This is a genomic window from Sphingobium sp. (assembly GCF_049304695.1).
Classification (GTDB): Bacteria; Pseudomonadota; Alphaproteobacteria; order Sphingomonadales; family Sphingomonadaceae; genus Sphingobium.
In genome coordinates this window covers 72,728-95,622 of the sequence record NZ_JBAQOK010000087.1, presented here as the reverse complement: position 1 = coordinate 95,622, position 22,895 = coordinate 72,728, and the positions used below count along the sequence as shown (strand labels likewise).

Sequence of the window (22,895 nt, the reverse complement as noted above, 5' to 3'; positions counted from 1 at the left end):
TCGCCCGGATGGAGGGGTCCGCCCGCATCCTCGCGCTGGTCAAGCTCGCCAGCGTCGGCCTGATCCTCATCTGGGGCTTTGCCGTCACTTTCGTCTTCGTGCGCGTGCTACCGATCGCGGAGTTTCAGGCGTTCCTGCTGCTGGTCGCTTTCGGCAACTTCACCATTTCGGCGGAGTTTGGCGTCACCAGCATCATCTACGCCCGTCTGCGTCGGCACTGGTTGGGCGACGGCATCCCGGACGATGGCGGTTTTCGGCTGGAGGAAATGGGCGTCCTCTTCCTGTTCCTGGGGCTGTTGATCGCGGGGGGGGCGCTTATCCTGCTCGGCGCACTGGCGACCGGCCTGCTCAAAACGCAGATGCCTTTGCTTTTCCTGCTCTTCTTCTTTTCCGCCTGCCTCAACCTGCCGGGACTGCTGGCCAAACGCGCGCTGGCGGCGATAGACGGCAATTTCCTGTGGGAAGCGCTCGATTGCGGGCGGCGGATCATCACCATCGGCCTGTTGCTCGCGATCCTTTACGGCATGGACCCGCGCCTCTCGGTGGCGCTGCAACTGGCGGTCAGCATCCTTATCATCGGCTGGGCCATCGGCCATGTCCACCGGCGGCTGGACATGCGCGCGCGCCACTGGTTCGCCTTCCGCGTCGGCAGCGGCCATGTACGCGCCCATTATCTGCGCGATATCGGCGCGTCCGCTGCCTTCACCATGTCCGACATCATCGCCTATAATGCCCCCTATTTCACCATCGCCATGGCCACGGGGCAGGCGCGCCCGATGCTGATCTTCGACTTTTTCTTCAAGGCGTCCCGGTCGCTCTCCATGTTGGTGCGCGCCGTGGTGGAGGCCGCCTTGCCCCGCATCACCCGGGCCTATCATGCCGGCGATACTATCCGCCTGCGCCAGCTTCTCGTCCGCGCGACTGGCGCCGCGCTGCTGTTCGCGGTGGCGCTGTCGGTCCTGCTGCTGGTGGCGGGGGAGTGGCTGTTCGCCCAATTGTTCGACGGTCGCGCCAGCATCGACCGGGCGGACATCATCCTGATCGTCATTGCACTGCTTGGCCTGACGATCCTCTGCGTGTCGGTCTATGTACAATCGGCGCTCGGCCATTTCTCCTATCTGCTTGCCCGATCCTTGCCCTTCCTCGCCGGATCGCTGGCCAGCGTCCCGCTCGCCATGTTGCTCTGGCCCGCCCGCTTCGACCTCGCCTTTCTTTGTTTCTATGCCGTAACGATGGTCGGCGTGGCGCTCCTGCACCTCGTCTCGCTCAAGCGGCTGGCTCGGCTGTGAAGATCGCGATGGTCGATCCCTCGCTCTTCACCGGGCGCTATGATGACAGCCTGTGCGCCGCGCTGGCGGGGCAGGGGATGGAGGTCACTCTTCATGGCCGCCCGATGCGCCCGACCGACGCGATCGTCCCTGACGGCTACACCTACGCCCCCCGCTACTTCCGCCGCAGCGAAGCCCTGCGCGCCCACCTTGGCGAAGGCCGCGCCTTTCGCCTGGCCAAGGCCGCCGAATATGGCCTGACCTGCGCGCTGGGCGACATCTCGCCGCTCACCAGCGCCGACATCGTCCACATCCAATGGCTCCCCCTCGCACCCGCCGACCGCCTCGTTGTCAAACGATTGCAGGGCCGCGCCACGCTGGTCCACACCGTCCACAATGCCGACGCCTATCACGCCGATGCGGGCGTTCAGGGGCGCGGCTATCGCACCCTGCTCGACAGCTTCGACGCCCTCATCGTCCACGGCGACACGACCCGCAAAGCGCTGGAGGGGCAGGGGGTCGATCCCCGCCGTATTCACCTCACCCCACACCCCCCAATGCAGCTTGCGCCCGCCACCCCCGCCGACCTCGCCGCCATCCCGAAACCCGCTGTCCCGCGCATCCTCTTCTTCGGCACCATCCGCCCCTATAAGGGCGTCGACATTGCCGTACATGCCTGTGTCTCACTCTGGAAATCGGGCCATGATTTCGAACTGGTTCTGGCGGGAAAACCCTTCATGGACATGGCGCCCATCCTCGATCCTGTCGCTCAGGCTGGCTTCGCCCATCGCCTCATCACCGACTTCGGTTTCCTGACCGAACCCCGCCTCGACGCGCATATGGCCAGGGCCGACATGATACTCTTCCCCTATCGCCACATCGATTCGAGCGGCGCGTTCCTCTCCGCGCTCCATCATGGCAAGGCGATGGTGACATCGGACGCAGGCATGTTCGGCCAGTTGCCGCAAGGCGTCGCCGCCCGCGCGCAAGCGGGAAATACGGATGCGCTCGCCCAAGCCCTCTTGCCGCTGGTCCAAAGCGCCGCCATCAGGCAGGATTATGGGAACCGCGCGCGCGCCTATGGGAATGATATGGGGAACTGGACAGACATGGCCGTGGCGACGATCGGCATCTACCGCAATGTGATGGCCGCCCGCGCATGAACCGCTATCTGCGCGAAATCGGCGATCGCACTTTGGCCCTGCGCCTCGCCATGGCGGGCCGCGTGCATCAATATCCCGAGATACAGGCGCTCAAGCGTTTCCTGTCGACCTTCGCGATCGACTGCCTATTCGACGTCGGCGCCAATCGTGGCCAATATGCGTTGATGGCCCGCCGCGACGCAGCCTATCGGGGGCTGATCCTCTCCTTCGAACCCAACCCCACCGTCTTCGCTGAACTGGAGCGCCGCGCCGCGTCCGATCCCAAATGGCATGTGTTCAACATGGCCCTGTCCGACTTTGACGGCATGGCTAGTTTCAACATCATGGCCGCCGACCAATTCTCCTCGCTCAAAACGCCATCGGGCGCGCAGGACGCGATCTTCGCCGATCGGAACAGGGTGACGCAGACGGTCGATATGCAATGCCGCCGCCTCGACACGCTGCTGCCCGAACTGATCGCTGCCCACGGCTTTGCGCGCCCATTCCTCAAAATGGATACGCAGGGCCACGACATGTCCGTGTGTGAAGGCGCAGGCGACATCTTGTGCCAGATGCTCGGCGTCCAGACGGAACTCGGCGTTCGCCCCATCTATGACGGCGGCACCGGCTATCGCGCGATGATCGACTGGCTGGAGGCGCGCGACTTTCTCCCTTCCGCCTTCTTCGCCAATAATAAGGGGCATTTCCCCCTGCTCGTCGAAATGGACGGCATCTTCGTCAACCGGACGCTGGTATCGGCATGACCGCGCAGGACGTCCGCCGTGCCGTCAGCGCCCGCCGCCTCTTTTTGGGCGGCGCGATCGGGCTGACGCTGTGGCTGGGCGCGACCTTTATCTGGCACGTCACCTTTCGGCAGGGGATCAGCCTGCCGGTCATCATGTTTCTGGATCAGGACTTTCCCGCCCTGATCGTCGGCCTGCTGCTGCTGGCGCTGGCCGCACCCTTTGCCGAAGGACGCGGCATCGTCCTGCCACGCCCCACGCCCTCCATCGTCGTGCCGCTCATTCTGTTGATGGGCCTCGCCGCATGGGCAGGCCATTATTCGCTGTTTCAGGATTATGCGATTTCCCGTGACGAGGAAGTCGCCCGCTTCGCCGCCGCCTATATGCGCGAAGGATTGTTTGCGCGCCCCATCCCGGTCGAATGGGAACCCTATCGGCGCGCGATCATGCCCGAATTCTTCTCCCCCTTCGGCGCGGCGGATTATTGGACGGCGGCCTACCTGCCGGTGAACAGCGCGATCCAGGCATTGTTCTGGCAATTGGGCGATCCCAATCTGGCCGGGCCGGTGCTGCTGATGGCCGGGCTGGTCGCCCTGTGGCGCGTTGCGCTGCGCCTGATGCCGGATCGGCCAGATGCCGTGTGGGTCACGGTGCTGCTGGGCTGTTCGTCCAGCCAGCTCTGGGTCACGGCCATGACGCCCTATGCCATGACCGGCCATTTCGCGCTCAACATGGTCTGGCTGGCGCTGGTGCTACGCGGCGGCGCGCTTGGTCATATCAGCGCCGGTCTTGTCGCCCTGGTTGCAGCAGGCCTCCACCAGTGGCATTTTCCACCCATCTTCATTGCGCCCTTCATCCTGTGGATGCTGTTGGCGCGGCGCTGGGCGGTTGCCGCCTTCCACGCGGCGACGCTGGTCGCCATCGTCATCGTCTGGGCCAAAATCTGGCCGGGTTTTCTGCTCCACGCACTGGGCGCACCCATGGACGTGCGCCCGTCGGCAGGTGTCGCGGACAAGGTGGGCAGTCTGTTCGAACGACTGGGCGATCGCTGGCAGCCGCTGGTAAATCTCAGCCGCTATGTTGCCTGGAACAATATCCTGATGGTGCCGCTCGCCGTGCTGGGGATAGCCGCGATGCGCTGGCGGCGCGCCATCCGGGGGCAGGAAATCGCGTTGCCGCTGGCGCTCGGCTGTGTGGCCGGATGCTTGCTCGCGCTGGCGCAAGGCTATGGCTGGGGCTTTCGCTACGCCCACGGCTTCATCGGCCCCTTCTGCCTGCTCGCCGGGCTGGGATGGGCGCGGTTCAGGCCGCAGGGTGCGCTGCGCCCACTGGTCATCGGTCTGGTCATTACCGCCATGGCCAGCGCCTTCCTTGTATGGCGTACCCACGCCTTCGTCGCGCCCTACGCCGCGAGCCATAAACTGATCGACTCCAGCGAAGCCGACGTCGTGCTGATTGACCCGCGCGGCGGGCTCTACGTAACCGACCTTGTACGGGGCCGCGATGGCGTGCCGGGCAAGCCGATGGTGATGAACCTTGCGATGTTGACCCTGCCGCAGGTCGATCAGCTCTGCGAAAACTATGTGGTGCAACTGTTCGACCGCGCCGACTTCCGCCCGCTGGGCGTGCCGCTGGCCCGCTGGAACCTGGGCCGCATGGATGCCCTGCGCGCGCATATGAAGGAAGAGGGCTGCGACGAGCCGGTCCAGCCGCCGCTGCCCGAAACATTCGACGACGCGCTCAACGCCGCCGACAACGCCATGTGAAGGGGAAGGGGCGTCACTGCCCCTTCATATACACCCGCTTGCCGCCGATCCATGTTTCCATGACCTGCGTGCCCCGAATGTCTGCGGCACGCGCCGTCGAAATGTCCCGGTCGATCAGCACGAAGTCCGCGCGCTGCCCCGGCACCAGACTGCCAAAGCGCTTCTCGGCAAAGCCCGCATAGGCGGCCTGCCGCGTAAAGCCGTCCAGCGCCGCTTCGAAACTCACCCGCTGCTGGGGCATCCACCCACCAACCGGCTCGCCCTTGCCATCCTCCCGGCTCATCGCGACAGCGATCCCGGCAAAGGGGTTGGGGCTTTCCACCGGCACGTCCGATCCAAAGGCCAACGGCACCCGATTGTCCAGCATCGCCTTCCACGCATAGCCACCCGCCAGCCGCGCCTCGCCCAGCCGCGTGGTCGCCATGCGCCAGTCCGACGCCTCATGCACCGGCTGCATCGACGCGACGACGCCGAACTGGCCAAAGCGGGGCAGGTCGGCAGGCGATACGATCTGCGCATGTTCGATGCGCCAGCGGCGGTCACCCTTATAGGTTTCCGACAGTTCCTGAATGGCGTCCAGCACTTCGCTGTTCGCCGCATCGCCGATTGCGTGGACGGCGATCTGGAAATTGTCCATCGACGCCCGGCTCATGATGTTGCGCAACTGCGTATCGCTGATCATCGGCAACCCGCGCTGGCCCGGCGCATCGGCATAATCCGCCTTCAGCCACGCCCCGCGCGACCCAAGCGCCCCGTCCAGCACCAGCTTCACGCCGCCTAGCCGCAGCCGATCGTCATACAGCCATGGCGTCGGCTCCGGCCCGGCGATCGTCACCATATTTTCCAGCCCGGCGGCATAGGCCATGATCCGCACGCGCAGCGCGCCGCGATCGGCTGACCGGCGAAACGCCTGCCAGTCGTCGATGCTCGTCCCCATGTCGGCGATGCCGGTGATGCCGGTCGCCAGCAAAGCGCGCTGCGCCTTTTCCAGCGCGATGTCGCGGTCCTTGGGCGCGGGCGCCGGCACGACCTTTTCGATCAGGCTCATCGCCTGATCCACGAACACGCCCGCAGGCTTGCCGCCTGTTATCTCGATACGCCCGCCCGCAGGCGATTTGGTCGCGGAAGTGATTCCCGCAGCCCGGATCGCCGCGCTGTTGGCCCAGCCCGCATGGCCGTCGATCCGCGACAGCCACACCGGAATATCGCCCACCGCCGCATCCAGTTCAGCCGCCGTCGGGAAGCGGCCCAGACCCCAGGCCTCCTGATTCCAGCCTGTTCCGATGATCCATTTGCGACCCGGATTTTCCTGCGCATAGGCGCGGATCTTCGCCTGCGCGTCCGCCAGTGACGTCGTGCCAGACAGGTCCAGCGTGATGAATGACAGCCCAAACGCCATGACATGCCCATGCGCATCGATCAGGCCGGGGATCATCGTCTTGCCCCCTGCGTCCAGCCTGAACGCCAGCCCCTTGGGCGGCTGCGGCCAGGGCTGGCCCTTCTTCGGCTTGGGCGGCCGCTTATATTCGGGTTCCTGATAACGGCCCGCAATCAGCTTTTCGACCTTGCCCTCATCGTCGATCAACAGCGCGCCGAAATGCACGACCTTGCCCTGTGGATCGATGGCGATGCCGTTCACATTGTCGATCACGCCAGAAGCGTAGGACGGGAGTGCGGCCGAAAGCGCCAGCGCCGCGATGCCCAGCCGTGCTCCCGCGACGGCGGGAGCACGCTGCTCAAACAAACTCCTCACGCCCGCGTAATCCGTCGCACCAGCGCGCTGGTATCCTGCCGATTGCCGCCCATCGCCTGCACGTCGGCATAATATTGATCGACCGTTGCGGTCATCGGTAACGTCGCGCCATTGGCCCGCGCTTCTTCCAGCGCCAGCCCCAGATCCTTGCGCATCCAATCGACGGCGAAACCGAAATCGAAACTGTCCTGCGCCATCGTCTTCCATCTATTGTCCATTTGCCAGCTTTGCGCCGCGCCGCCCGAAATCGCCTCGAACACGGTATCCAGGTCCAGTTCCGCCGCCTGCGCGAACCGCAGTGCTTCGGACAGTCCCTGCAACACGCCCGCGATGCAGATCTGGTTTACCATCTTGGTCGTCTGGCCCGCGCCCGCGCTGCCGACATGCACGATCCGCGCGGCATAGGCCTGCATCACGATCTTGGCCGCATCGACCGCTGGCTGTGTGCCGCCGCACATGATCGACAGCCTGCCGTTCTCCGCGCCCGCCTGTCCGCCCGACACCGGCGCATCGACGCTATGGATGCCCCGGCTTTCGCCCTCCACGAACAATTGCCGCGCGATTCGCGCCGATACGGTGGTATGGTCGATGAACAGGCTACCCGGCTTCATCGTGCGGAACACACCTTCGCGGCCCAACGTGATCTGCGACAGATCATCATCCGTGCCGACGCAGGATATGACGATGTCGGCTTCCTCGGCCGCCTTGGCCGGGCTGATCGCCACCATGCCGCCATAGGCCTCCGCCCAGCTTTTCGCTTTGCCGATGGACCGGTTATAGACGGTCAGGCTATGCCCGGCCTTCGCCAGATGCCCGGCGACAGGGCCGCCCATGACGCCCAGGCCGATAAACGCGATGTTAGCCATATGCCTCGTAAGGATGAGTGGTTGAAGGCCAGCCATAGGGCCAGTTTTCCGTCAGTGCCAGTTTCTTCACGCCGGTTTATTCATTGGCAAATTTCGTTTAGGGGCTTGGGCCATGAACACGCTAACCCGGATCGAAAGCGCCTTGCCGCTGCCCATCACCGTCGATGACGTTCTTGCCGCGCGGACTCGCATCGCGGGCGCCATCGTCAAGACGCCGACGCTGATTAGCCAGACGCTGTCCGACATGCTGGACTGCAAGGTCTATCTGAAGTTCGAAAATCTTCAGTTTACCGCCGCTTATAAGGAGCGCGGCGCGCTCAATCGCCTGCTGCAGATGGATGAAGCGTCCAAGGCCAAGGGCGTCATCGCCGCATCGGCGGGCAACCATGCGCAGGGGCTGGCCTATCATGGCAAGCGGCTTGGCGTGCCCGTCACCATCGTCATGCCGCTGACTACCCCGATCATCAAAGTGACGCAGACGCGCGGCCATGGCGCGACAGTCGTGCAATTTGGCGAGAAATTCGACGATGCCTATGCCCATGCCCGCCAACTGGAGGTGGAACAGGGGCTGACCTTCATTCATCCGTTCGACGAACCCGCCATCATGGCCGGGCAGGGCACCGTCGCGCTCGAAATGCTGGAAGACGCACCGGAAATCGACACGCTGGTCATCCCGATCGGTGGTGGCGGCCTGTTTTCCGGCATGGCGACGGCGGCGCGCGCGATGAAGCCCGACATTCGGCTGATCGGCGTGCAGGCCGAACTCTATCCGTCCATGTATTCTTATCTCAAGGGCGCGGGGATGCCGTGTGACGGCGACACGCTGGCCGAAGGGATCGCCGTGCGCGAACCGGGCAGCAACACCCGCCGCGTGGTCGAACATCTCGCCGACGACGTGCTGCTCGTCACCGAACGCGGGCTGGAAGAAGCGCTCAGCCTGCTGCTCCAGATCGAAAAGACGGTCGTGGAGGGCGCCGGTGCCGCTGGTCTGGCCGCGCTGCTCGCCCATCGTGAACAATTTGTCGGGCGCAACGTCGGGCTGGTGCTGACTGGCGGTAATATCGACACGCGGCTGCTCGCCAATGTGCTGCTGCGCGATCTGGCGCGGTCCGGGCGTCTGGCGCGCCTGCGTATCATCCTTCAGGACCGGCCCGGCGCGCTGTTCAACGTCGCGCGCATCTTCGACCAGGAAGCCGTCAACATCCTGGAACTGGCGCATCAGCGCATCTTCACCAACCTGCCTGCCAAGGGGCTGACGCTGGACGTGGAGTGCGAAACGCGGGACCGCGCGCATCTTCAGCGGCTCATCGCGGCGCTGGGTGAAGCGGGCTATGAAGTCGCCCCGATCGAGGTCGCCTGACGCCATGGCTGCGTCATGGAAAACGCGCGTTAACTTTTCGTGGTAAACGCTCTTTTCACGGGCGCGTCGCGTCGCCATAGTCTTGTCATGAACCACCCGCGCCGCCGCCACGAAAGGGATATTGGAGCGTGACCGCACCTTTTCGCTTCCCGCGTTTCTTCGTGACGAACCCCTCGCCCTGTCCCTATCTGCCGGGCCGGAACGAGCGAAAGGTGTTTACGGAACTCAGCGGCGACAATGCCGCTGAACTCAACGACGCGCTCGGCCGCATCGGCTTTCGCCGCAGCCAGAACGTCGCCTATCGCCCAAGCTGCGCCGATTGTTCGGCCTGCGTATCGGTGCGCGTCGTGGCGGACGAATTTCGGCCCAATGCTACCCAGCGCAAGCTGATCCGCCGCAACAGCGACCTGACCGTCACCGCCTGCAAACCATGGTCGACGGAGGAGCAATATGCACTGCTCCAGCGCTATCTGACGGCGCGCCATCCCGGCGGCGGCATGACCGAGATGGATGAGATGGACTTCGCCGATATGGTCGAACAGACCCCGGTCGATAGCCACATCGTCGAATATCGCGAACCCGGCATCGACGGGCGCGTGGGCAAGCTGGTGGGCGCATGCCTGACCGACCGGCAGGGCGACGGGCTGTCGATGATCTACAGCTTCTTCGACACCACGCTCGAACATCGGCCTAGTCTGGGCAATTTCATCATCATGGACCATATCCTGCGCGCATCCGCCGCCGGATTGCCTTATGTCTATCTGGGCTATTGGGTCGATGGGTCGCAGCGGATGCAATATAAGGTCCGCTATCGCCCGCTCGAAAAATTGAGCCGCACTGGCTGGGTCCGTTTCGATCCAGACGAACAGGCGCAGGCTATTCGCGAAGTCGTCACCCGCGACGAACCGCCCCTGCCACTTGAGTTGGCGAGCATGTTCCGCAAGTAAACAGCGCATCTGTTGGCGTATTTTGTCCATTCACCATAAAATTAACGCAAAATCCTGCGGCGTTGGGAAGTTTGTTTAACGTCTTGCGCTATGCATGGCTGCATGAGCGGAACGGCTATGACAATTTGGGGAGCGGGCGATGGATCGCTTCGCTGAGCGCCGTTTTGGCGATTCCCAACATATGGCGGCGGATCATTACCGCGCGGCTGACCCGTCCTTCTATGGCTACGACACTTTATTGTCGCCGCTTTTCAATCATATATCCCCGCCGACGCTGCGCTGGCTAGCCGATGCGCGCGGCCGCATAACGGCGGTCAGGCAGGATGGCGGAGGCGATGTCTTCCGATTCGCCTGCACCCCTTTGGATTGGGGCTGGACCGGCCTGCTGGATCGCGAAGACCGACGGGCGTTGCTGCGCGCCACTCTCTCCGCCACGCCGGCGCCCGTGACATTGCGCCTGCTGTGCGCGGACGGCCAGCGCCGCTGGTGCCTGGTGCGCTCGATGCGTCATGCGGGCGCGGACGGGCAGGCGCGTTATCTCGGCACGGTCGAGGATATTGACGACCGTCATATTCGCGAAGCGGACGCGCTGAAAAATGCGCTCACCGAAAGCCGCGAACATTATCGCTGGTCGGTCGATCTCAGCCCGCAGGTGCCCTGGACAGCTTCGCCCGATGGCAGCGTCGAAGAAGTCGGTCCCATGTGGCTGAACTTGACGGGTCTAACGCCGGAAAGCACGCTCGGCATGGGCTGGTTGTCGGCGGTGCATCATGACGATGCGGCACGGGTCGTTCAGACATGGACCCGTCATCTCGCCAATGGCGCGCCGATTGATATCGATTATCGCATTCGCCTGCAGGATGGCGATTATCGCTGGATGCGCGCGCGCGCCGCCGCCCGGCGTGATGCACATGGCGCCATCGTCCGCTGGTACGGCACGCTGGAAGACGTGCATGCGCAAAAACTGGCGCAGCAGGCATTGGCCAACAGCGAGGAGCGCCTGCGCCTTGCCGTACAATCCGCGCGGCTGGGCATATGGGATTTCGATCTGGCCACGGGCGCGCGGGCATGGTCCATCGAATTGCGCCAGATGTTGGGCGTGGATGACGATCGTCCCGCGACTGCCGACCTGGCCTTGTCGCTGGTCCATCCCGACGATCGTAGCAGGCTGGCCACCATGCTGAACGCCGTCGCTACCGGAGCAGTACCGCCTCATTTCGAAGCAACGATGCGCATTTACCGCGCGGACACCGGCGCGCTGCGATCCATCCGCAGCACTGGCTGGACCACCTGCGCCGAATCCGGGCGCATATTGCGTGTCATCGTCACCTTTCAGGATGTGACCGAACAACGCGACGCAGAAGATCGTATTCGGTGGGCCGCTACTCATGACCCCATGACCCGGCTACCCAACCGTGCCCTGTGGCAGGCGACGCTGGACGACATGACGGCCCATGCGGACAAGACGGGCGAAGGGTTCGGCCTGCTGCTGCTCGATATCGATGACCTCAAGCGGATCAATGATTCGCTGGGCCATGATGCGGGCGACGCACTTTTGGCGGCCTTTGCCCAGCGTCTTGCCGCGCTCGCGCCGCTCGATGCTGCGATCGGTCGGCTGGGTGGCGATGAATTCGGCGTCATTGCGCCCTCGCTCACCGACAGCGCCGCACTCGAAGCCTGGAGCGCGCGCCTGATCGCCAGCGTGCGCGCGCCCTATATGCACAAAGGCCGAACGCTCCATTGCGGCGTCAGCATCGGCGCGGCGATCTACGGCGACCATGGCGATCAGGCGGAGGATCTGTTCAAGGCGGCGGACCTGGCCCTCTATGCGTCAAAGTCCGGCGGACGCTGCCGCCTCACCCTGTTCCATTCGGCCTTGCGCGCCGATGCGCAGCAGCGCAGTTCGATGATCCGCATGGCGCGTCAGGTCGTCACGGAAAATCTGGTTACGCCCTATTACCAGCCCAAGGTCGATCTGCTCAGCGGCCGGGTGCTGGGCTATGAAGCGCTGCTGCGCTGGCATCATCCACGTCTGGGCGTGCAACTGCCCGGCAGCATCCACGCCGCATTTGACCATGGCGAAATCGCGGTCGCACTCACCCGGCAGATGGTAGATGCCGTGCTGGCCGACGTACATAGCTGGCTGCAATCGGGCGTTGATCCGGGCCGCGTCGCGATCAACACCAGCGCCGCCGACTTTGCCAACGGCGATTTCGCCGAACGCTTGCTGGAGGATCTCGATCGCTTCGACGTGCCGCCCGCCCATATCGAAATCGAAGTCACCGAAAGCGTGTTCCTGGGGTCGGGGGCGGAACAGGTCGGTCGGGCGCTTCGCCATTTCGCCCAATCGGGCATCCGCATCGCACTGGACGATTTCGGCACTGGCTTCGCCTCGCTCAGTCATCTCAAACAATATCCCGTGGACATCCTCAAGATCGACCGCAGCTTCGTCAGCAACATCGAACACGATGCAGGCGACGCCGCGATCGTCGATGCCATCGTCAAATTGGGCGCGAGTTTCGGCATGGACGTCGTGGCCGAAGGTGTTGAAACACAGGCGCAGGCCGACTTGCTGATCGGCCATGGCTGCGGCATCGCGCAGGGCTATTATTTTGGCCGCCCGCAGCCTTTCGCGCTCGTCACGCCACCCACAGGCGCCTGACGCCACCCGGCAAAAAGGGCCACGCCCGGCACGGCGCAGCCCTTTCCAACCTTCGTCAGCGATGGATTATTTACAGTGGCAGGTCGCCCGAACCCGGCGAACCGGTCGGCGGGCAACCCGTTCCGTGACATAGCTGGTCGTGGTCGTCGTGGTAACAGCGGGCTGTACCGTCACGGTCGTGACGACCGGCGCGGGATAATAATATCCGCCCGACACATAGCCACCGTCCGGCATCGCGCCATAGGGCGCGCCATTGCCCTGCGACCAATGGGGCGCGCCGCCATAGGCTGGCGGATCATAATCCACGCCGCGTCCGCGCACGTCACCCTCGAATTTGCCTTCATAGGTGCCGCTGGTCTGGCGGCCATCCTCGGTCGTCCAGGTGCCGCTCCAGCGGCCTTCATATTCGTTGCCGCCGGTAACACCGTCGTCGTCATAGGGTGCGCCATAGCCCCGGTGATGCGGCGGCGGTGGTCCGCGACGTGGACCGTCTTCCGCCTTGTCGATCGCCATGCCAGCTACTGCGCCGACGCCTGCACCGATCAACGTGCCCGCCGTCCGGTTGCCGCGTCCCGCAATACGGTTGCCTGCAACGCCGCCGACCACGGCGCCAATCGCCGCGCCGCCGACACCATTGTCGCCACGCCGCTCATCGCGCTCGTCATAGTCGCCATCCGGGCCATAGCCGCCTTCATAACGATCCCACGCGACATCACTGCGGCTGTCATAGACCCGGCCATAGCGATCGGTCATCACCGCATCGTCATAATAGCGCGACCAGCCGTAGCCATAGGCCGGGGTGGGCAGGCCGTATGCGCCGTAATTGGCGATATAATAGTTGGGGCTGACCCAATAGCGCGGCAGGACATAGCCATAGACCGGGCGCTGATAGCCGTTCCAGCCACCCGGCGCGCGCCATCCGGCAAACCAGCGACCATTCTGGCGCGGTCCCCAGCGATGACCGCCATTCCAGTTCATGCCCGGACGCGGGGCATTCATGCCATGGGTCATGCCGGGGCGGGGACCACTCATGCCGGGCCGTGGTCCGCCATCTGCCAGTGCGGGGCTGGTGATGCCCATCAGCGCAACGCTCGCGCCCAAAAGAAGAAGGCCGGATGTCCGCATGGTCGATGCTCCCTGTTTCCCGGCGCGCATGGCGGCGCACGGATCGAATATTAACGCATCGTTTAGCATGACGATCCGCGCCTATCCATCGGTGCAGACGCACGCGCCTGTCCCGAAACGGGGCGCAGCGGGCTGATTTTAGCCTATCCGCGCAGCCACCCGCGCCACCAACGCCTCCAGCCCATTCCTGTCATCGGCATCGAACCGGGCAGGGATGGGACTGTCCAGATCGAGCACCGCAACGACATGCCCGTCCACGATCACCGGCACGACGATCTCCGACGCGCTCGCCGCGTCGCAGGCGATATGGCCGGGAAAGGCATGGACATCGGCAACCAGCTGCGTCTGCCCCCGCGCCGCCGCCGTGCCACACACGCCCCGACCGATCGGGATGCGAATACAGGCAGGCTTCCCCTGAAACGGCCCCAAAACCAGCTCACCATCGACCATGCGATAGAAACCCGCCCAGTTCAGATCAGGCAGATATTGCCAGATCAGTGCCGCCAGGTTCGCCATATTGGCAACCCGGTCAGGCTCATCGGCAGTCAGCGCATCGGCGGCAAAGAGCAGGTCGGCGTAAAGCGTCGCCTTATCGGCAGCGGCGGAGGGGACGAAATCATACATGGGGTCCATATAGGGCTGACCACGCGATGCGGCCATAGGGGTTTGAGCAAGACCGACGCGACCTCTAATCCATCTGCACCTTGCCACGCCCCTGCTTCACTGATCCGCGCGCTTTCTTGCTGTCCACGCGGCGCGCTTTGGCCGCTTTGCCCGGCTTGGTCGGGCGGCGCTTTCGTGGCACGATCGTAGCTTCGCGGATCAGGGCGATCAGCCTGTCGCGCACATCCTGCCGGTTCAGCAATTGCGATCGCGCGCCTTCGCTGCGCAGGATCAGCACGCCGTCGCGCGTCATGCGCGATCCGGCCAGTTCCGCCAGCCGGTTCTTCACCGCATCGGGCAAGCCGGGTGAATTGGCGACGTCGAAACGCAGCAGCACCGCGCTGTCGGTCGTGTTGACATGCTGCCCGCCCGGACCCGACGCGCGGGTGAAGCTCTCGACGATCTCGTCGCTATCGATCGCGATGGAACGGGTGATGGCGATGGCCGTCATGGCGCATCAAAGCCCCGCATCGTCCAATATATCCTGACCAAAGCCAGCAGCGACGAAGGTCGCGGGCAGGGGCGCGGTTGCCTGCGCGGCGGGCTTTTCGCCTCGGTCGATGCTCAGGAACCGGCTGTGCAGCAACATCGCGCCCTCGCCATTGCCATAGACCGGATCGCCCACGATGCCAAAGCCCAGCCCATGTTGCGCATGGACGCGAATCTGGTGCGTACGCCCGGTCTGCGGCGTGAAGGCGATCAGCGCGCGGCCATCCTTTTCCGCCACCTTGCGCCACGCCGTCACCGCGACCTTGCCCGCCTTGGCCGGGATCATGCGCCATCCTTCCGATGCGCTGCTGATCTTCGACAGCGACAGTTCGATCACGCCTTCATCCTCGACCGGCACGCCCTCGATCACCGCAACATAGCGTTTGGCGACGGTGCCCGCCTCGAACGCGGCGGCGAAGCGCTTGTGCGCCTTGGGATTGCGGGCGAGCAGCAGGCAGCCGCTCGTATCGCGATCCAGCCGGTGGACTGGCAGCGGCCAGCGCGCAAAGCCGAAGGTCAGCGATTGCAGATGATTTTCCAGCGCCATTGATCCGTCGCGCGGCGCATCCACCGGCAGGCCGGCGGGCTTGTCGAGGATGATAGCCTCGCCATCAATGAACAGGACATGGTCGGTAAGCAGGGCCAAGAAAGGGGTCCGATCGGGAAACAGGAAGTGAGCGGCAATTGACGCGCGCGCGCCTTCCTATAGGGCGTGGGGACGATGGAGAATAGGGGGGTAGCCAGCGTAAACGCTGCCGATCGGCTGGACTGGGTCGATGTCGCGCGCGGTATCGGCATCATGGCCGTTGTGATAGGCCATGTGTGGACGCATGGACCCGTGCGCGACGCGATGTACAGCTTTCACATGCCGCTCTTCTTCCTGCTGTCGGGCATGTTGTCCCGTCCACAAGCTATCCTGCGTTTCACTCGCCGCCAGTTTGTCGGTCAAATTCGCCCTTACGCGGCTTTCCTGCTCCTGCTCATACTGGCCGACCAGATCATCGAACCGCTCAAAGGTGGCCGCCCGATCTTTCACGATTGGCCGCGCGACATCGTGCCTATCCTGTTGGGGGGCACATGGCTGCGCGGTCCCTATACCATCTTCTGGTTCGTGCCATGCCTGATGGTCGCGCGCATCGCCTTCAACGCCGTGCTGACGCGCTGGCCCGACCCGTTCGACTGGCATTGGGCGCTGCTCCTGCCGCCGCTGCTTTTGCTGGCCTATGCGTTGGGTTCGCTCTTGCCGGAATCGCCATGGGGATTGGCGGCGGTGCCAATGGGCCTCTTCCTGTTATGGACGGGACTCGCTGCGTCCCGCGTCCAATGGCGCACGTCTATGCTCTGGCTACTCGCACCGTTAGCGCTTGCGGGCTTAGGAGGCGTGGTCCCGACGCTCAACATGAAGATCGCCGACTATGGCTGGCCGCTGCTGTCGATCGGCGCGGCAATTGCGACGTCGCTGCTGATCGTCCAGCTTTCACGCCGCATCGCATCCCATGCAGCCCCGCTCGCTGCCCTGGGCCGCGCATCGCTCGTCATCATGTATCTGCATGTCGCGCTGATCCATTATTGCACGCCGATATTGGGCGGCACCATGCCGGGCAAGATCGCTCTCGCCCTCATCGCCCTCGCACTACCCTTCGCGATTGACCGCCTGATCCGCCTGTCACCTCGCGCGCGCAGTTGGCTGCTTTAGAGCGCGATGATTTCACTTATATCCGTTCGTTTCGAGCGAAGTCGAGAAACCCAGGAACAGCGCTATCCACTTCTCGACTTTGCTCGAAGCGAACGGAGGGGTGAAGTATTAGTCCCAAGCCTTCAGATATCCTGCGCGATCCGCCCGTAAAGTTCGGGCCGCCGATCACGGAAAAATCCCATACCGGCCCGGTGCATCCGCGCCTGCGCCAGATCCAATGTCGCAACCAGCGCACCATGATCGCGCGCGCCGGATTCCGCCACGAAATCGCCCCACTGGTCGCTGATGAAACTATGCCCGTAAAAGACCTGCCCATCCTCGTCGCCGATCCGGTTGGCGGCAATCACCGGCATGCAATTGCTGACCGCATGGCCCACCATCGCGCGCCGCCACATCCGGCTGGTGTCGAGTTCCGCGTCATAGGGTTCCGACCCGATCGCCGTGGGATAGAACAGCATCTCCGCGCCCATCAGCGCCATCACCCGCGCACATTCGGGATACCACTGGTCCCAACAAATGCCCACGCCGATCGTGCCATATTTCGTGCCCCACACCTTAAAGCCGGTGTTGCCGGGGCGGAAATAATATTTCTCCTCATATCCTGGCCCGTCGGGGATATGGCTTTTGCGATACACGCCCATCACCTCGCCGGAATCGTCGATCATCGCCAGCGAATTATAATGATGCTGTCCGTCGCGTTCAAAAAAGCTGGTGGGGATATAGACGCCCAGATCCTTGGCCAGCTTTTGCATTTCGAGCACGGCGGGATGGCTGTCGACCGGTTGCGCCGACGCGAACAGCGCTTCATCCTCGACACGACAGAAATACGGCCCCTCGAACAGTTCGGGCGGCAGGATGATCTTGGCCCCGCGCGCGGCGGCCTTGCCCACATGGTCGGCGACCTTGGCGATATTAGCGCCCATGTCGTCGGAAAAGCCGAGCTGCAATGCGGCGACGGTAACTTTGGTCATGCTAACTCCAAACCCTCTTACAGCAGCGACGTCGCATGGCGCAGCACCATGTCGCACAGCTTCGTCTTGACCTTGCCCTTCAGGCTGGCGATCGGCAGCACGCCCTGATCGTTTTTCAGCGTGCCGGTCTGGCCAAGCTGAAACCCGTTCGATTCCTTGACGCCCGGCTGCCCTGTCAGCTTGCCCAGCACCGAACTGGCGCTGGTCGCATTGACCAGCTTGTTCTTCACGCAATAGCTCAGCACGCCCGCTGCATTACCCGCGCCCGTGGATGCGACATTGGGCAAAGCGCCGCCCAACAGCCCGCCCAGATCGCCAAGCTGCGCGAAGGATGCGCTCGATCCCATCAAGGCGAGCGCGGGCAGGGCGATACGAAGGGACGTGCGGATCATGGACATTCTCCTGCTGGATCGTTCTATTAGAGCGAAGGCATCTGCTGGCTGCAACAATGGAAACTGCCACCGCCCGACAATATGGCGTCGCTACGCAATCCGACAATATCGCGCCCCGGAAAGAAGGGTGCAAAGGCATCGAGCGCCGCCTGATCGTTGGGCTGGCCATAGATCGGCACGATGACAGCCGCGTTGCCGACATAGAAATTCATGTAGCTGGCCGGAATCGCTTCCCCATCCACGATCACCAGACCGGGCGAGGGTATGTCCGTGACCTCGACGCCATGCGCTTTGGCCCGCACCCGCGCGTCGGCGTAGATCGCCGCGTTGGGATCATCCTGCGTCGTCGCGATCGGCAAAGCCAGCAGCCCCGGCGCAACGAAGCGCGCCAGATTATCGACATGCCCATCGGTATGATCGTTCAGCAACCCGTCGCCCAGCCACAGCATGTCCGACAGGCCCAGACTCCCCGCCAGCAACGTCTCGATCTTGCCCCGGTCCAGATCGGGGTTGCGATTGGGGTGCAGCAGGCATTGCTCGGTCGTCACGAACAGCCCGCTACCATCGGTATCGACCGCGCCGCCCTCGAACACCCAATGCTGGGTAGACACGGCCATGTCGGTGGTCGCCGCCAGCCGCGCGCCGATATCCTCATCGCCTGCCATCTGATATTTGCCGCCCCAGCCATTGAAGCCGAAATCGACCAGCGCCCGGCCCCCTGTGCCGTTCAATACCGCGATCGGCGCAGTATCGCGCAGCCATACGTCGCCCAGCTTCTGTACCACGATGGTGACGCCCGGTGCGACCAAAGCCCGCGCCGCCGCCGCATCGTCCTCATTCGCGACGACCAGCCGCACCTCTTCGCCCCGTCCGTCTGCATGCAACGCGCGGGCGAAGGCGGCGATCTGCCGCCGCGCATCCTCGAACGCGCCGGGCCATTCGGCGGGGTTGGTCGGAAACCCGATCCAGGTCCAGTCGTGCGGCGCCCATTCGGCGGGCATGCGGAAAGTCATGGCTTTTGTCCTTGCTCGACCGGGGGCCGATCCGTGATAGCGGGGATTATGCGCGCTCCATAGCGCGGCGCACCGCGTCTGGACAGAGGGCTGAGGCGATGAAGACACAAGTGGCGACGATCGCGGCGGCCCTGTTGCTGGGCCTGTCCGGCAACGTCCGCGCGGGCGAACTGCCCGACTGGCTGACCGGCGAATGGCAGCAGGAGCGGGCCGACCGCTGGAGCGAGGAAGTGTGGACGCTTCCACGCGGCGGCACGATGATCGGCGTGGGCCGAACCGGGCGCGGCGAAAGCCTGCGGTCCTGGGAAGTGATGCGCATCATACGCGCTGCTGACGGATCGCTGGCGCTCCACGCCGCGCCCGATGGTGGACCGGCAACGATCTTCCCCGCCATCGAACAGGGCATCCGCGACATCAGCTTCGCCAACCCCGACCACGACTATCCCCAACGCATCCGATACTGGCGCGAAGGCCGCCTGCTGATGGCCGAAACGTCGAAAATGGACGGCACCAACATCCAAAACTGGACCTACGCCCCGGCCGGGAAGTGAGGTTTGGGGACAGCGCCCTAAAAAATCCTCCCCTGTAAAGGGGAGGGGGACCGCCAGCGAAGCTGGTGGTGGAGGGGTGTCGCCCTCTCGATAGGGCTACACCCCTCCGTCTGGCCTTCGGCCATCCACCTCCCCTTGCAGGTGAGGATGAATTTACTTCCCCGCCCGGTCCTTATCCCGAATAGCCCGGAACTCGTCACCCGCGACCCAATTGGGCCAGTCGCTCGTCGTAGCCAGATCCCGCCCTACGCCATAATAGAGCTTCAAGTCCGCCAGCACCCCGGTCCAGTCCCAATTGGGATCATATTCATCCTTCGGCCCATGATAGCGGTTCTTGGTATAATCCTCCGCAGCCGCCATGCCCGCTGCGGTGCCGCCCTTCACCAGATCTTCGCCGCCCTCGAAATACAGCATCGGCAGGCCGTGTTTGGCGAAGCTGAAATGATCCGACCGGTAATAATAGCCCTTCTCCGGCGTCGGCTCCGAAGTCGCGACCCGGCCCTGCGCCGCCAGCGCCCGGTCCAGATAGCTGTCCAGTTGCGACTTGCCCTTGCCGATCACCACGACATTCTTGGCCAGCCCCGCCACTGACAGCGCATCCATGTTCACGCCGCCCACTGTCTTTGCGAAGGGGAACACCGGGTTCTTGCCATAATAGTCCGAACCCAACAGCCCCGATTCCTCGCCCGTCACCGCCAGGAACACCTGACTGCGATCGGTCGGCCCCGCTTTCACATTCGCCTGCGCCAAAGCGACCAGCGCCGCCGTGCCGGTGGCGTTGTCCACCGCCCCGTTGCAGATATCGTCGCCATCGGGCGCGGCCTGACAGTGGCCCAGGTGATCCCAATGCGCGCTGTAGAGGACATATTCGTCCGGCCGCGTCTTGCCGGGCAGCAACGCCACGACATTCTTCGACATATGTTTGCGCAGGTCGTTGTCGAACGACACGTTGGCCTTCACGCCGGTCAGCGGCACCGCCCTGAAGCCCGCCTTCTTCGCCGCCGCCATCTGCGCGTCGAGGTTCAGGCCCGCACTGGCGAACAGGGCCTGCGCCTTGTCCTTCTGAATCCATCCGATCGCGGACGATTGCTTTGCATTGCCGTCCGCGCTGTCGGCGACATGCTGCGCGCCGGTCCAGCTCGACTGCACGACATTCCACCCATAGGCCGCTGGCACCGTGTCATGCACGATGATCGCCGCCGCCGCGCCCTGCCGCGCTGCTTCTTCATATTTATAGGTCCAGCGGCCATAATAGGTCATCGCCCGGCCATTAAACGGCCCGGTCAGCCCCTGCGTCTCATAATCGGGGTCGTTGACCAGAATGATGACCGTCTTGCCCTTGACGTCCACCCCGGCATAATCGTTCCAGCCTTTTTCAGGCGCGTTGATGCCATAGCCCACGAACACCACCGGGCTGTCCTTGATCGCGATCCTGGGCTGCGTCGTGCGGTATGTGCCGATCACCATTTCCGGGCCATAGGCAGCCGACACGGCGCTCTTGCCGCCGGTGAAGGTCAGCGGCGACACATTCTTCGCGTTGATCTCGACCAGCGGCACGTCCTGGAACCAGCTACCCTTATTGCCGGGCTTCAGCCCCAGCTTGCCGAACTCGGCGGCCAGCAGCGCCAGCGTCTTTTCCTCGCCCACCGTACCGGGCGCGCGCCCTTCATAGGCGTCGGACGACATTTCCTTTACCAGCCGCTTCATCGTGTCGATCGACGGTTCGACCGCGCCAGCTTTCTTGGCAACGGACGGCGCGGCGAGGGCAGGGGAGGCGGCAGGAACGGAAAGGGCTAGAACGGCGGCCATCGCCACAATGGAACTACGCATCAGGGCAAATCCCTCAAATCGTTAAGATGAAAGGGGTGATGCCACCGCGCGCGATCAAGGGCAAGCGAGGCGCTGCCGCTTGCCTGACAAACGTACAATAAAGGAGCCGGCGCATAGTCCCGATGCGTCGGCTCCTGCCGCTTGTCCTATGCCTTTGGTGCGACCCGAAGGCTTGAGCAGGCTGCACCGTTCAGACGGCGCAGCCAATGATTACCCGTGCAGCTTGATCGCGGTTTCGGCGATCTTGCGTCCCTGATAGCGCGCACCGTCCAGTTCTTCGGCGCTTGGCTGGCGGCTGCCGTCGCCATCGGCCAGTGTCGTTGCGCCATATGGCGATCCGCCCTTCACGACATCGACGCCCATCTGCCCCTGAAAACCATAATCCAGCCCGACGACGGTCATGCCGAAATGCAGCAGGTTGGTGATGATCGAAAACAGCGTGGTTTCCTGCCCGCCATGCTGGCTGGCGGTGGACGTGAACGCGCCGCCGACCTTGCCGTTCAGCGCGCCGCTGGCCCACAGGCCGCCAGCCTGATCCAGAAACGCCGCCATCTGGCTCGACATCCGGCCAAAGCGTGTCCCGGTGCCGATGATGATCGCGTCATAATTGGCCAGTTCGGCAACGGTCGCGACCGGGGCATCCTGATCCAGCTTGAAATGGGCGTTCTTGGCCACTTCCGGCGGCGCTGTTTCGGGCACGCGCTTGATATCCACCTGCGCGCCCGCTGCGGCTGCGCCTTCGGCCATGGCCTTGGCCATCGTTTCGATATGGCCGTAGGAGGAATAATAGAGAACCAGAACTTTTGCCATGCGACGTCTCCTGTTGGGAAGGGGAAAAGAAGGTGGCCGCCCGCCAGGGGAGGGGGAGAGGCGGACGGCCTGCCGACCCGTCGCTGGACAGGTCGGCAATGGGGTTTATTCGCTGTCCACCAGGACGATGTCGGCGTCCTCGATGGCGGTGATGGTGATCGGCTGGCCACCGATGATCGCCGCACCGTCGCGAGCTTCGAACGTCTGTCCGTCAATCTCGATCCGTCCGGTAGCCGGAACCAGATACAGGTGCCGCCCTTCGCCGCTTTCATAGGTCACGCTCTCGCCCGCCCGGATCGTGCCACCCAACAGCCGGGCATCGGCCCGGATGCGCAGCGCTTCCTTGTCGTCGTCATGACCGCTGGCCAGCACGACCAGCTTGCCCGACCGATCGCCACTGGGGAAAGGCTTCGCGCCCCAGCTTGGCTGGCCACCGCGCGTGCGGGGGATCACCCAGATCTGGAACAGCGTGGTGGTTTCATCTTCCAGATTATATTCGGCATGGCGGATGCCCGTGCCGGCCGACATCACCTGAACATCGCCCGCTCCGGTGCGGCCCTTGTTACCCAAACTGTCCTGATGCGTGATCGCGCCGGTGCGGACATAGGTGATGATTTCCATGTCGGCATGGGGGTGCGGCGGAAAGCCCGAACGCGGGCCGATCTCGTCGTCGTTCCACACCCGGATGGCGCCCCATCCCATGCGATCCTCGTCATGATAGTCCGCAAAGGAAAAATGGTGCCGCGCGTTCAGCCAGCCATGGTTGGCGTGACCCAGCGAGGCAAAGGGACGGCGCGTGATGCGGCTTGTCGTAGTGGTGGTCATGTGCTGTGCCTTTCGCTATCGAA

General features: G+C 63.9%; 21 protein-coding genes. 9 read left to right on the top strand and 12 right to left on the bottom strand.

Going from position 1 to position 22,895, the window contains the following annotated elements:
* Window positions 1-8: 8 nt before the first annotated feature.
* From WA070_RS16695 to WA070_RS16680, 4 genes are read left to right on the top strand one after another with little or no spacing between them, the layout of a single operon-like run.
* Window positions 9-1,289: a hypothetical protein gene (locus tag WA070_RS16695; protein ID WP_422635074.1), complete on the top strand. Its 1,281-nt coding sequence runs from the start codon at window positions 9-11 to the stop codon at window positions 1,287-1,289.
* On the top strand, window positions 1,286-2,431 hold the full coding sequence (locus tag WA070_RS16690) for a glycosyltransferase family 4 protein (RefSeq protein WP_422635050.1): 1,146 nt from the start codon (window positions 1,286-1,288) through the stop codon (window positions 2,429-2,431). The genes WA070_RS16695 and WA070_RS16690 overlap by 4 nt, the downstream gene beginning before the upstream one ends.
* A complete protein-coding gene (locus WA070_RS16685) occupies window positions 2,428-3,174 on the top strand; it encodes an FkbM family methyltransferase (RefSeq protein WP_422635049.1) in 747 nt (248 codons plus the stop codon). The genes WA070_RS16690 and WA070_RS16685 overlap by 4 nt, the downstream gene beginning before the upstream one ends.
* On the top strand, window positions 3,171-4,919 hold the full coding sequence (locus WA070_RS16680) for an MFS transporter (protein WP_422635048.1): 1,749 nt from the start codon (window positions 3,171-3,173) through the stop codon (window positions 4,917-4,919). Before WA070_RS16685 ends, WA070_RS16680 begins: the two co-directional genes overlap by 4 nt.
* A gap of 13 nt (window positions 4,920-4,932) precedes the next feature.
* On the opposite strand, the gene WA070_RS16675 is transcribed toward WA070_RS16680, so the two are convergent.
* Both WA070_RS16675 and WA070_RS16670 read right to left on the bottom strand, forming a co-directional pair.
* Window positions 4,933-6,624 (bottom strand): amidohydrolase, encoded by a 1,692-nt coding sequence (locus WA070_RS16675; protein WP_422635073.1) that lies wholly within the window; start codon window positions 6,622-6,624, stop codon window positions 4,933-4,935.
* 44 nt (window positions 6,625-6,668) lie between these two features.
* Complete coding sequence (locus tag WA070_RS16670; protein WP_422635047.1) at window positions 6,669-7,538, bottom strand: NAD(P)-dependent oxidoreductase; 870 nt, start codon at window positions 7,536-7,538, stop codon at window positions 6,669-6,671.
* 112 nt (window positions 7,539-7,650) lie between these two features.
* Here WA070_RS16670 and WA070_RS16665 point away from each other — a divergent pair, with 112 nt between their 5' ends.
* The 3 genes from WA070_RS16665 (at window position 7,651) to WA070_RS16655 (ending at window position 12,507) form a co-directional block, all read left to right on the top strand.
* The gene (locus WA070_RS16665) at window positions 7,651-8,898 is read left to right on the top strand and encodes a threonine ammonia-lyase (RefSeq protein ID WP_422635046.1); all 1,248 of its coding nucleotides are present in this window, start codon (window positions 7,651-7,653) and stop codon (window positions 8,896-8,898) included.
* Window positions 8,899-9,026: 128 nt separating this feature from the next.
* Complete coding sequence (locus WA070_RS16660; protein ID WP_422635045.1) at window positions 9,027-9,845, top strand: arginyltransferase; 819 nt, start codon at window positions 9,027-9,029, stop codon at window positions 9,843-9,845.
* A 139-nt stretch (window positions 9,846-9,984) separates the two neighbouring features.
* The gene (locus tag WA070_RS16655) at window positions 9,985-12,507 is read left to right on the top strand and encodes an EAL domain-containing protein (protein ID WP_422635044.1); all 2,523 of its coding nucleotides are present in this window, start codon (window positions 9,985-9,987) and stop codon (window positions 12,505-12,507) included.
* 66 nt (window positions 12,508-12,573) lie between these two features.
* Here WA070_RS16655 and WA070_RS16650 read toward each other — a convergent pair whose 3' ends face one another.
* The 4 genes from WA070_RS16650 to WA070_RS16635 all read right to left on the bottom strand — a co-directional run bounded on the left by WA070_RS16650 (window position 12,574) and on the right by WA070_RS16635 (window position 15,430).
* The gene (locus tag WA070_RS16650) at window positions 12,574-13,632 is read right to left on the bottom strand and encodes an RcnB family protein (protein ID WP_422635043.1); all 1,059 of its coding nucleotides are present in this window, start codon (window positions 13,630-13,632) and stop codon (window positions 12,574-12,576) included.
* Between the two features lie 138 nt (window positions 13,633-13,770).
* Window positions 13,771-14,256 carry a GAF domain-containing protein gene (locus WA070_RS16645; RefSeq protein WP_422635072.1) on the bottom strand — a complete coding sequence of 162 codons (486 nt, stop codon included), beginning with the start codon at window positions 14,254-14,256 and terminating at the stop codon, window positions 13,771-13,773.
* A gap of 64 nt (window positions 14,257-14,320) precedes the next feature.
* On the bottom strand, window positions 14,321-14,746 hold the full coding sequence (gene arfB / locus WA070_RS16640) for an alternative ribosome rescue aminoacyl-tRNA hydrolase ArfB (protein ID WP_422635042.1): 426 nt from the start codon (window positions 14,744-14,746) through the stop codon (window positions 14,321-14,323).
* 6 nt (window positions 14,747-14,752) lie between these two features.
* Window positions 14,753-15,430 (bottom strand): RluA family pseudouridine synthase, encoded by a 678-nt coding sequence (locus WA070_RS16635; protein WP_422635041.1) that lies wholly within the window; start codon window positions 15,428-15,430, stop codon window positions 14,753-14,755.
* A gap of 75 nt (window positions 15,431-15,505) precedes the next feature.
* Here WA070_RS16635 and WA070_RS16630 point away from each other — a divergent pair, with 75 nt between their 5' ends.
* Window positions 15,506-16,480 (top strand): acyltransferase family protein, encoded by a 975-nt coding sequence (locus tag WA070_RS16630; RefSeq protein ID WP_422635040.1) that lies wholly within the window; start codon window positions 15,506-15,508, stop codon window positions 16,478-16,480.
* A gap of 122 nt (window positions 16,481-16,602) precedes the next feature.
* Here WA070_RS16630 and aguB read toward each other — a convergent pair whose 3' ends face one another.
* The 3 genes from aguB to WA070_RS16615 are packed head-to-tail and all read right to left on the bottom strand — an operon-like array spanning window position 16,603 to window position 18,856.
* Window positions 16,603-17,451: an N-carbamoylputrescine amidase gene (gene aguB / locus WA070_RS16625; protein ID WP_422635039.1), complete on the bottom strand. Its 849-nt coding sequence runs from the start codon at window positions 17,449-17,451 to the stop codon at window positions 16,603-16,605.
* A 17-nt stretch (window positions 17,452-17,468) separates the two neighbouring features.
* Window positions 17,469-17,843 (bottom strand): DUF2501 domain-containing protein, encoded by a 375-nt coding sequence (locus WA070_RS16620; RefSeq protein ID WP_422635038.1) that lies wholly within the window; start codon window positions 17,841-17,843, stop codon window positions 17,469-17,471.
* Between the two features lie 26 nt (window positions 17,844-17,869).
* Window positions 17,870-18,856: an agmatine deiminase family protein gene (locus WA070_RS16615; RefSeq protein WP_422635037.1), complete on the bottom strand. Its 987-nt coding sequence runs from the start codon at window positions 18,854-18,856 to the stop codon at window positions 17,870-17,872.
* A gap of 98 nt (window positions 18,857-18,954) precedes the next feature.
* Here WA070_RS16615 and WA070_RS16610 point away from each other — a divergent pair, with 98 nt between their 5' ends.
* Window positions 18,955-19,407 (top strand): DUF6265 family protein, encoded by a 453-nt coding sequence (locus WA070_RS16610; RefSeq protein WP_422635036.1) that lies wholly within the window; start codon window positions 18,955-18,957, stop codon window positions 19,405-19,407.
* 153 nt (window positions 19,408-19,560) lie between these two features.
* On the opposite strand, the gene WA070_RS16605 is transcribed toward WA070_RS16610, so the two are convergent.
* From WA070_RS16605 to WA070_RS16595, 3 genes are all read right to left on the bottom strand, one after another.
* Window positions 19,561-21,237: a M28 family peptidase gene (locus WA070_RS16605; protein WP_422635035.1), complete on the bottom strand. Its 1,677-nt coding sequence runs from the start codon at window positions 21,235-21,237 to the stop codon at window positions 19,561-19,563.
* Between the two features lie 210 nt (window positions 21,238-21,447).
* The gene (gene wrbA / locus WA070_RS16600; protein ID WP_422635034.1) at window positions 21,448-22,047 is read right to left on the bottom strand and encodes an NAD(P)H:quinone oxidoreductase; all 600 of its coding nucleotides are present in this window, start codon (window positions 22,045-22,047) and stop codon (window positions 21,448-21,450) included.
* A gap of 105 nt (window positions 22,048-22,152) precedes the next feature.
* The gene (locus WA070_RS16595) at window positions 22,153-22,872 is read right to left on the bottom strand and encodes a pirin family protein (protein ID WP_422635033.1); all 720 of its coding nucleotides are present in this window, start codon (window positions 22,870-22,872) and stop codon (window positions 22,153-22,155) included.
* Window positions 22,873-22,895: the final 23 nt, after the last annotated feature.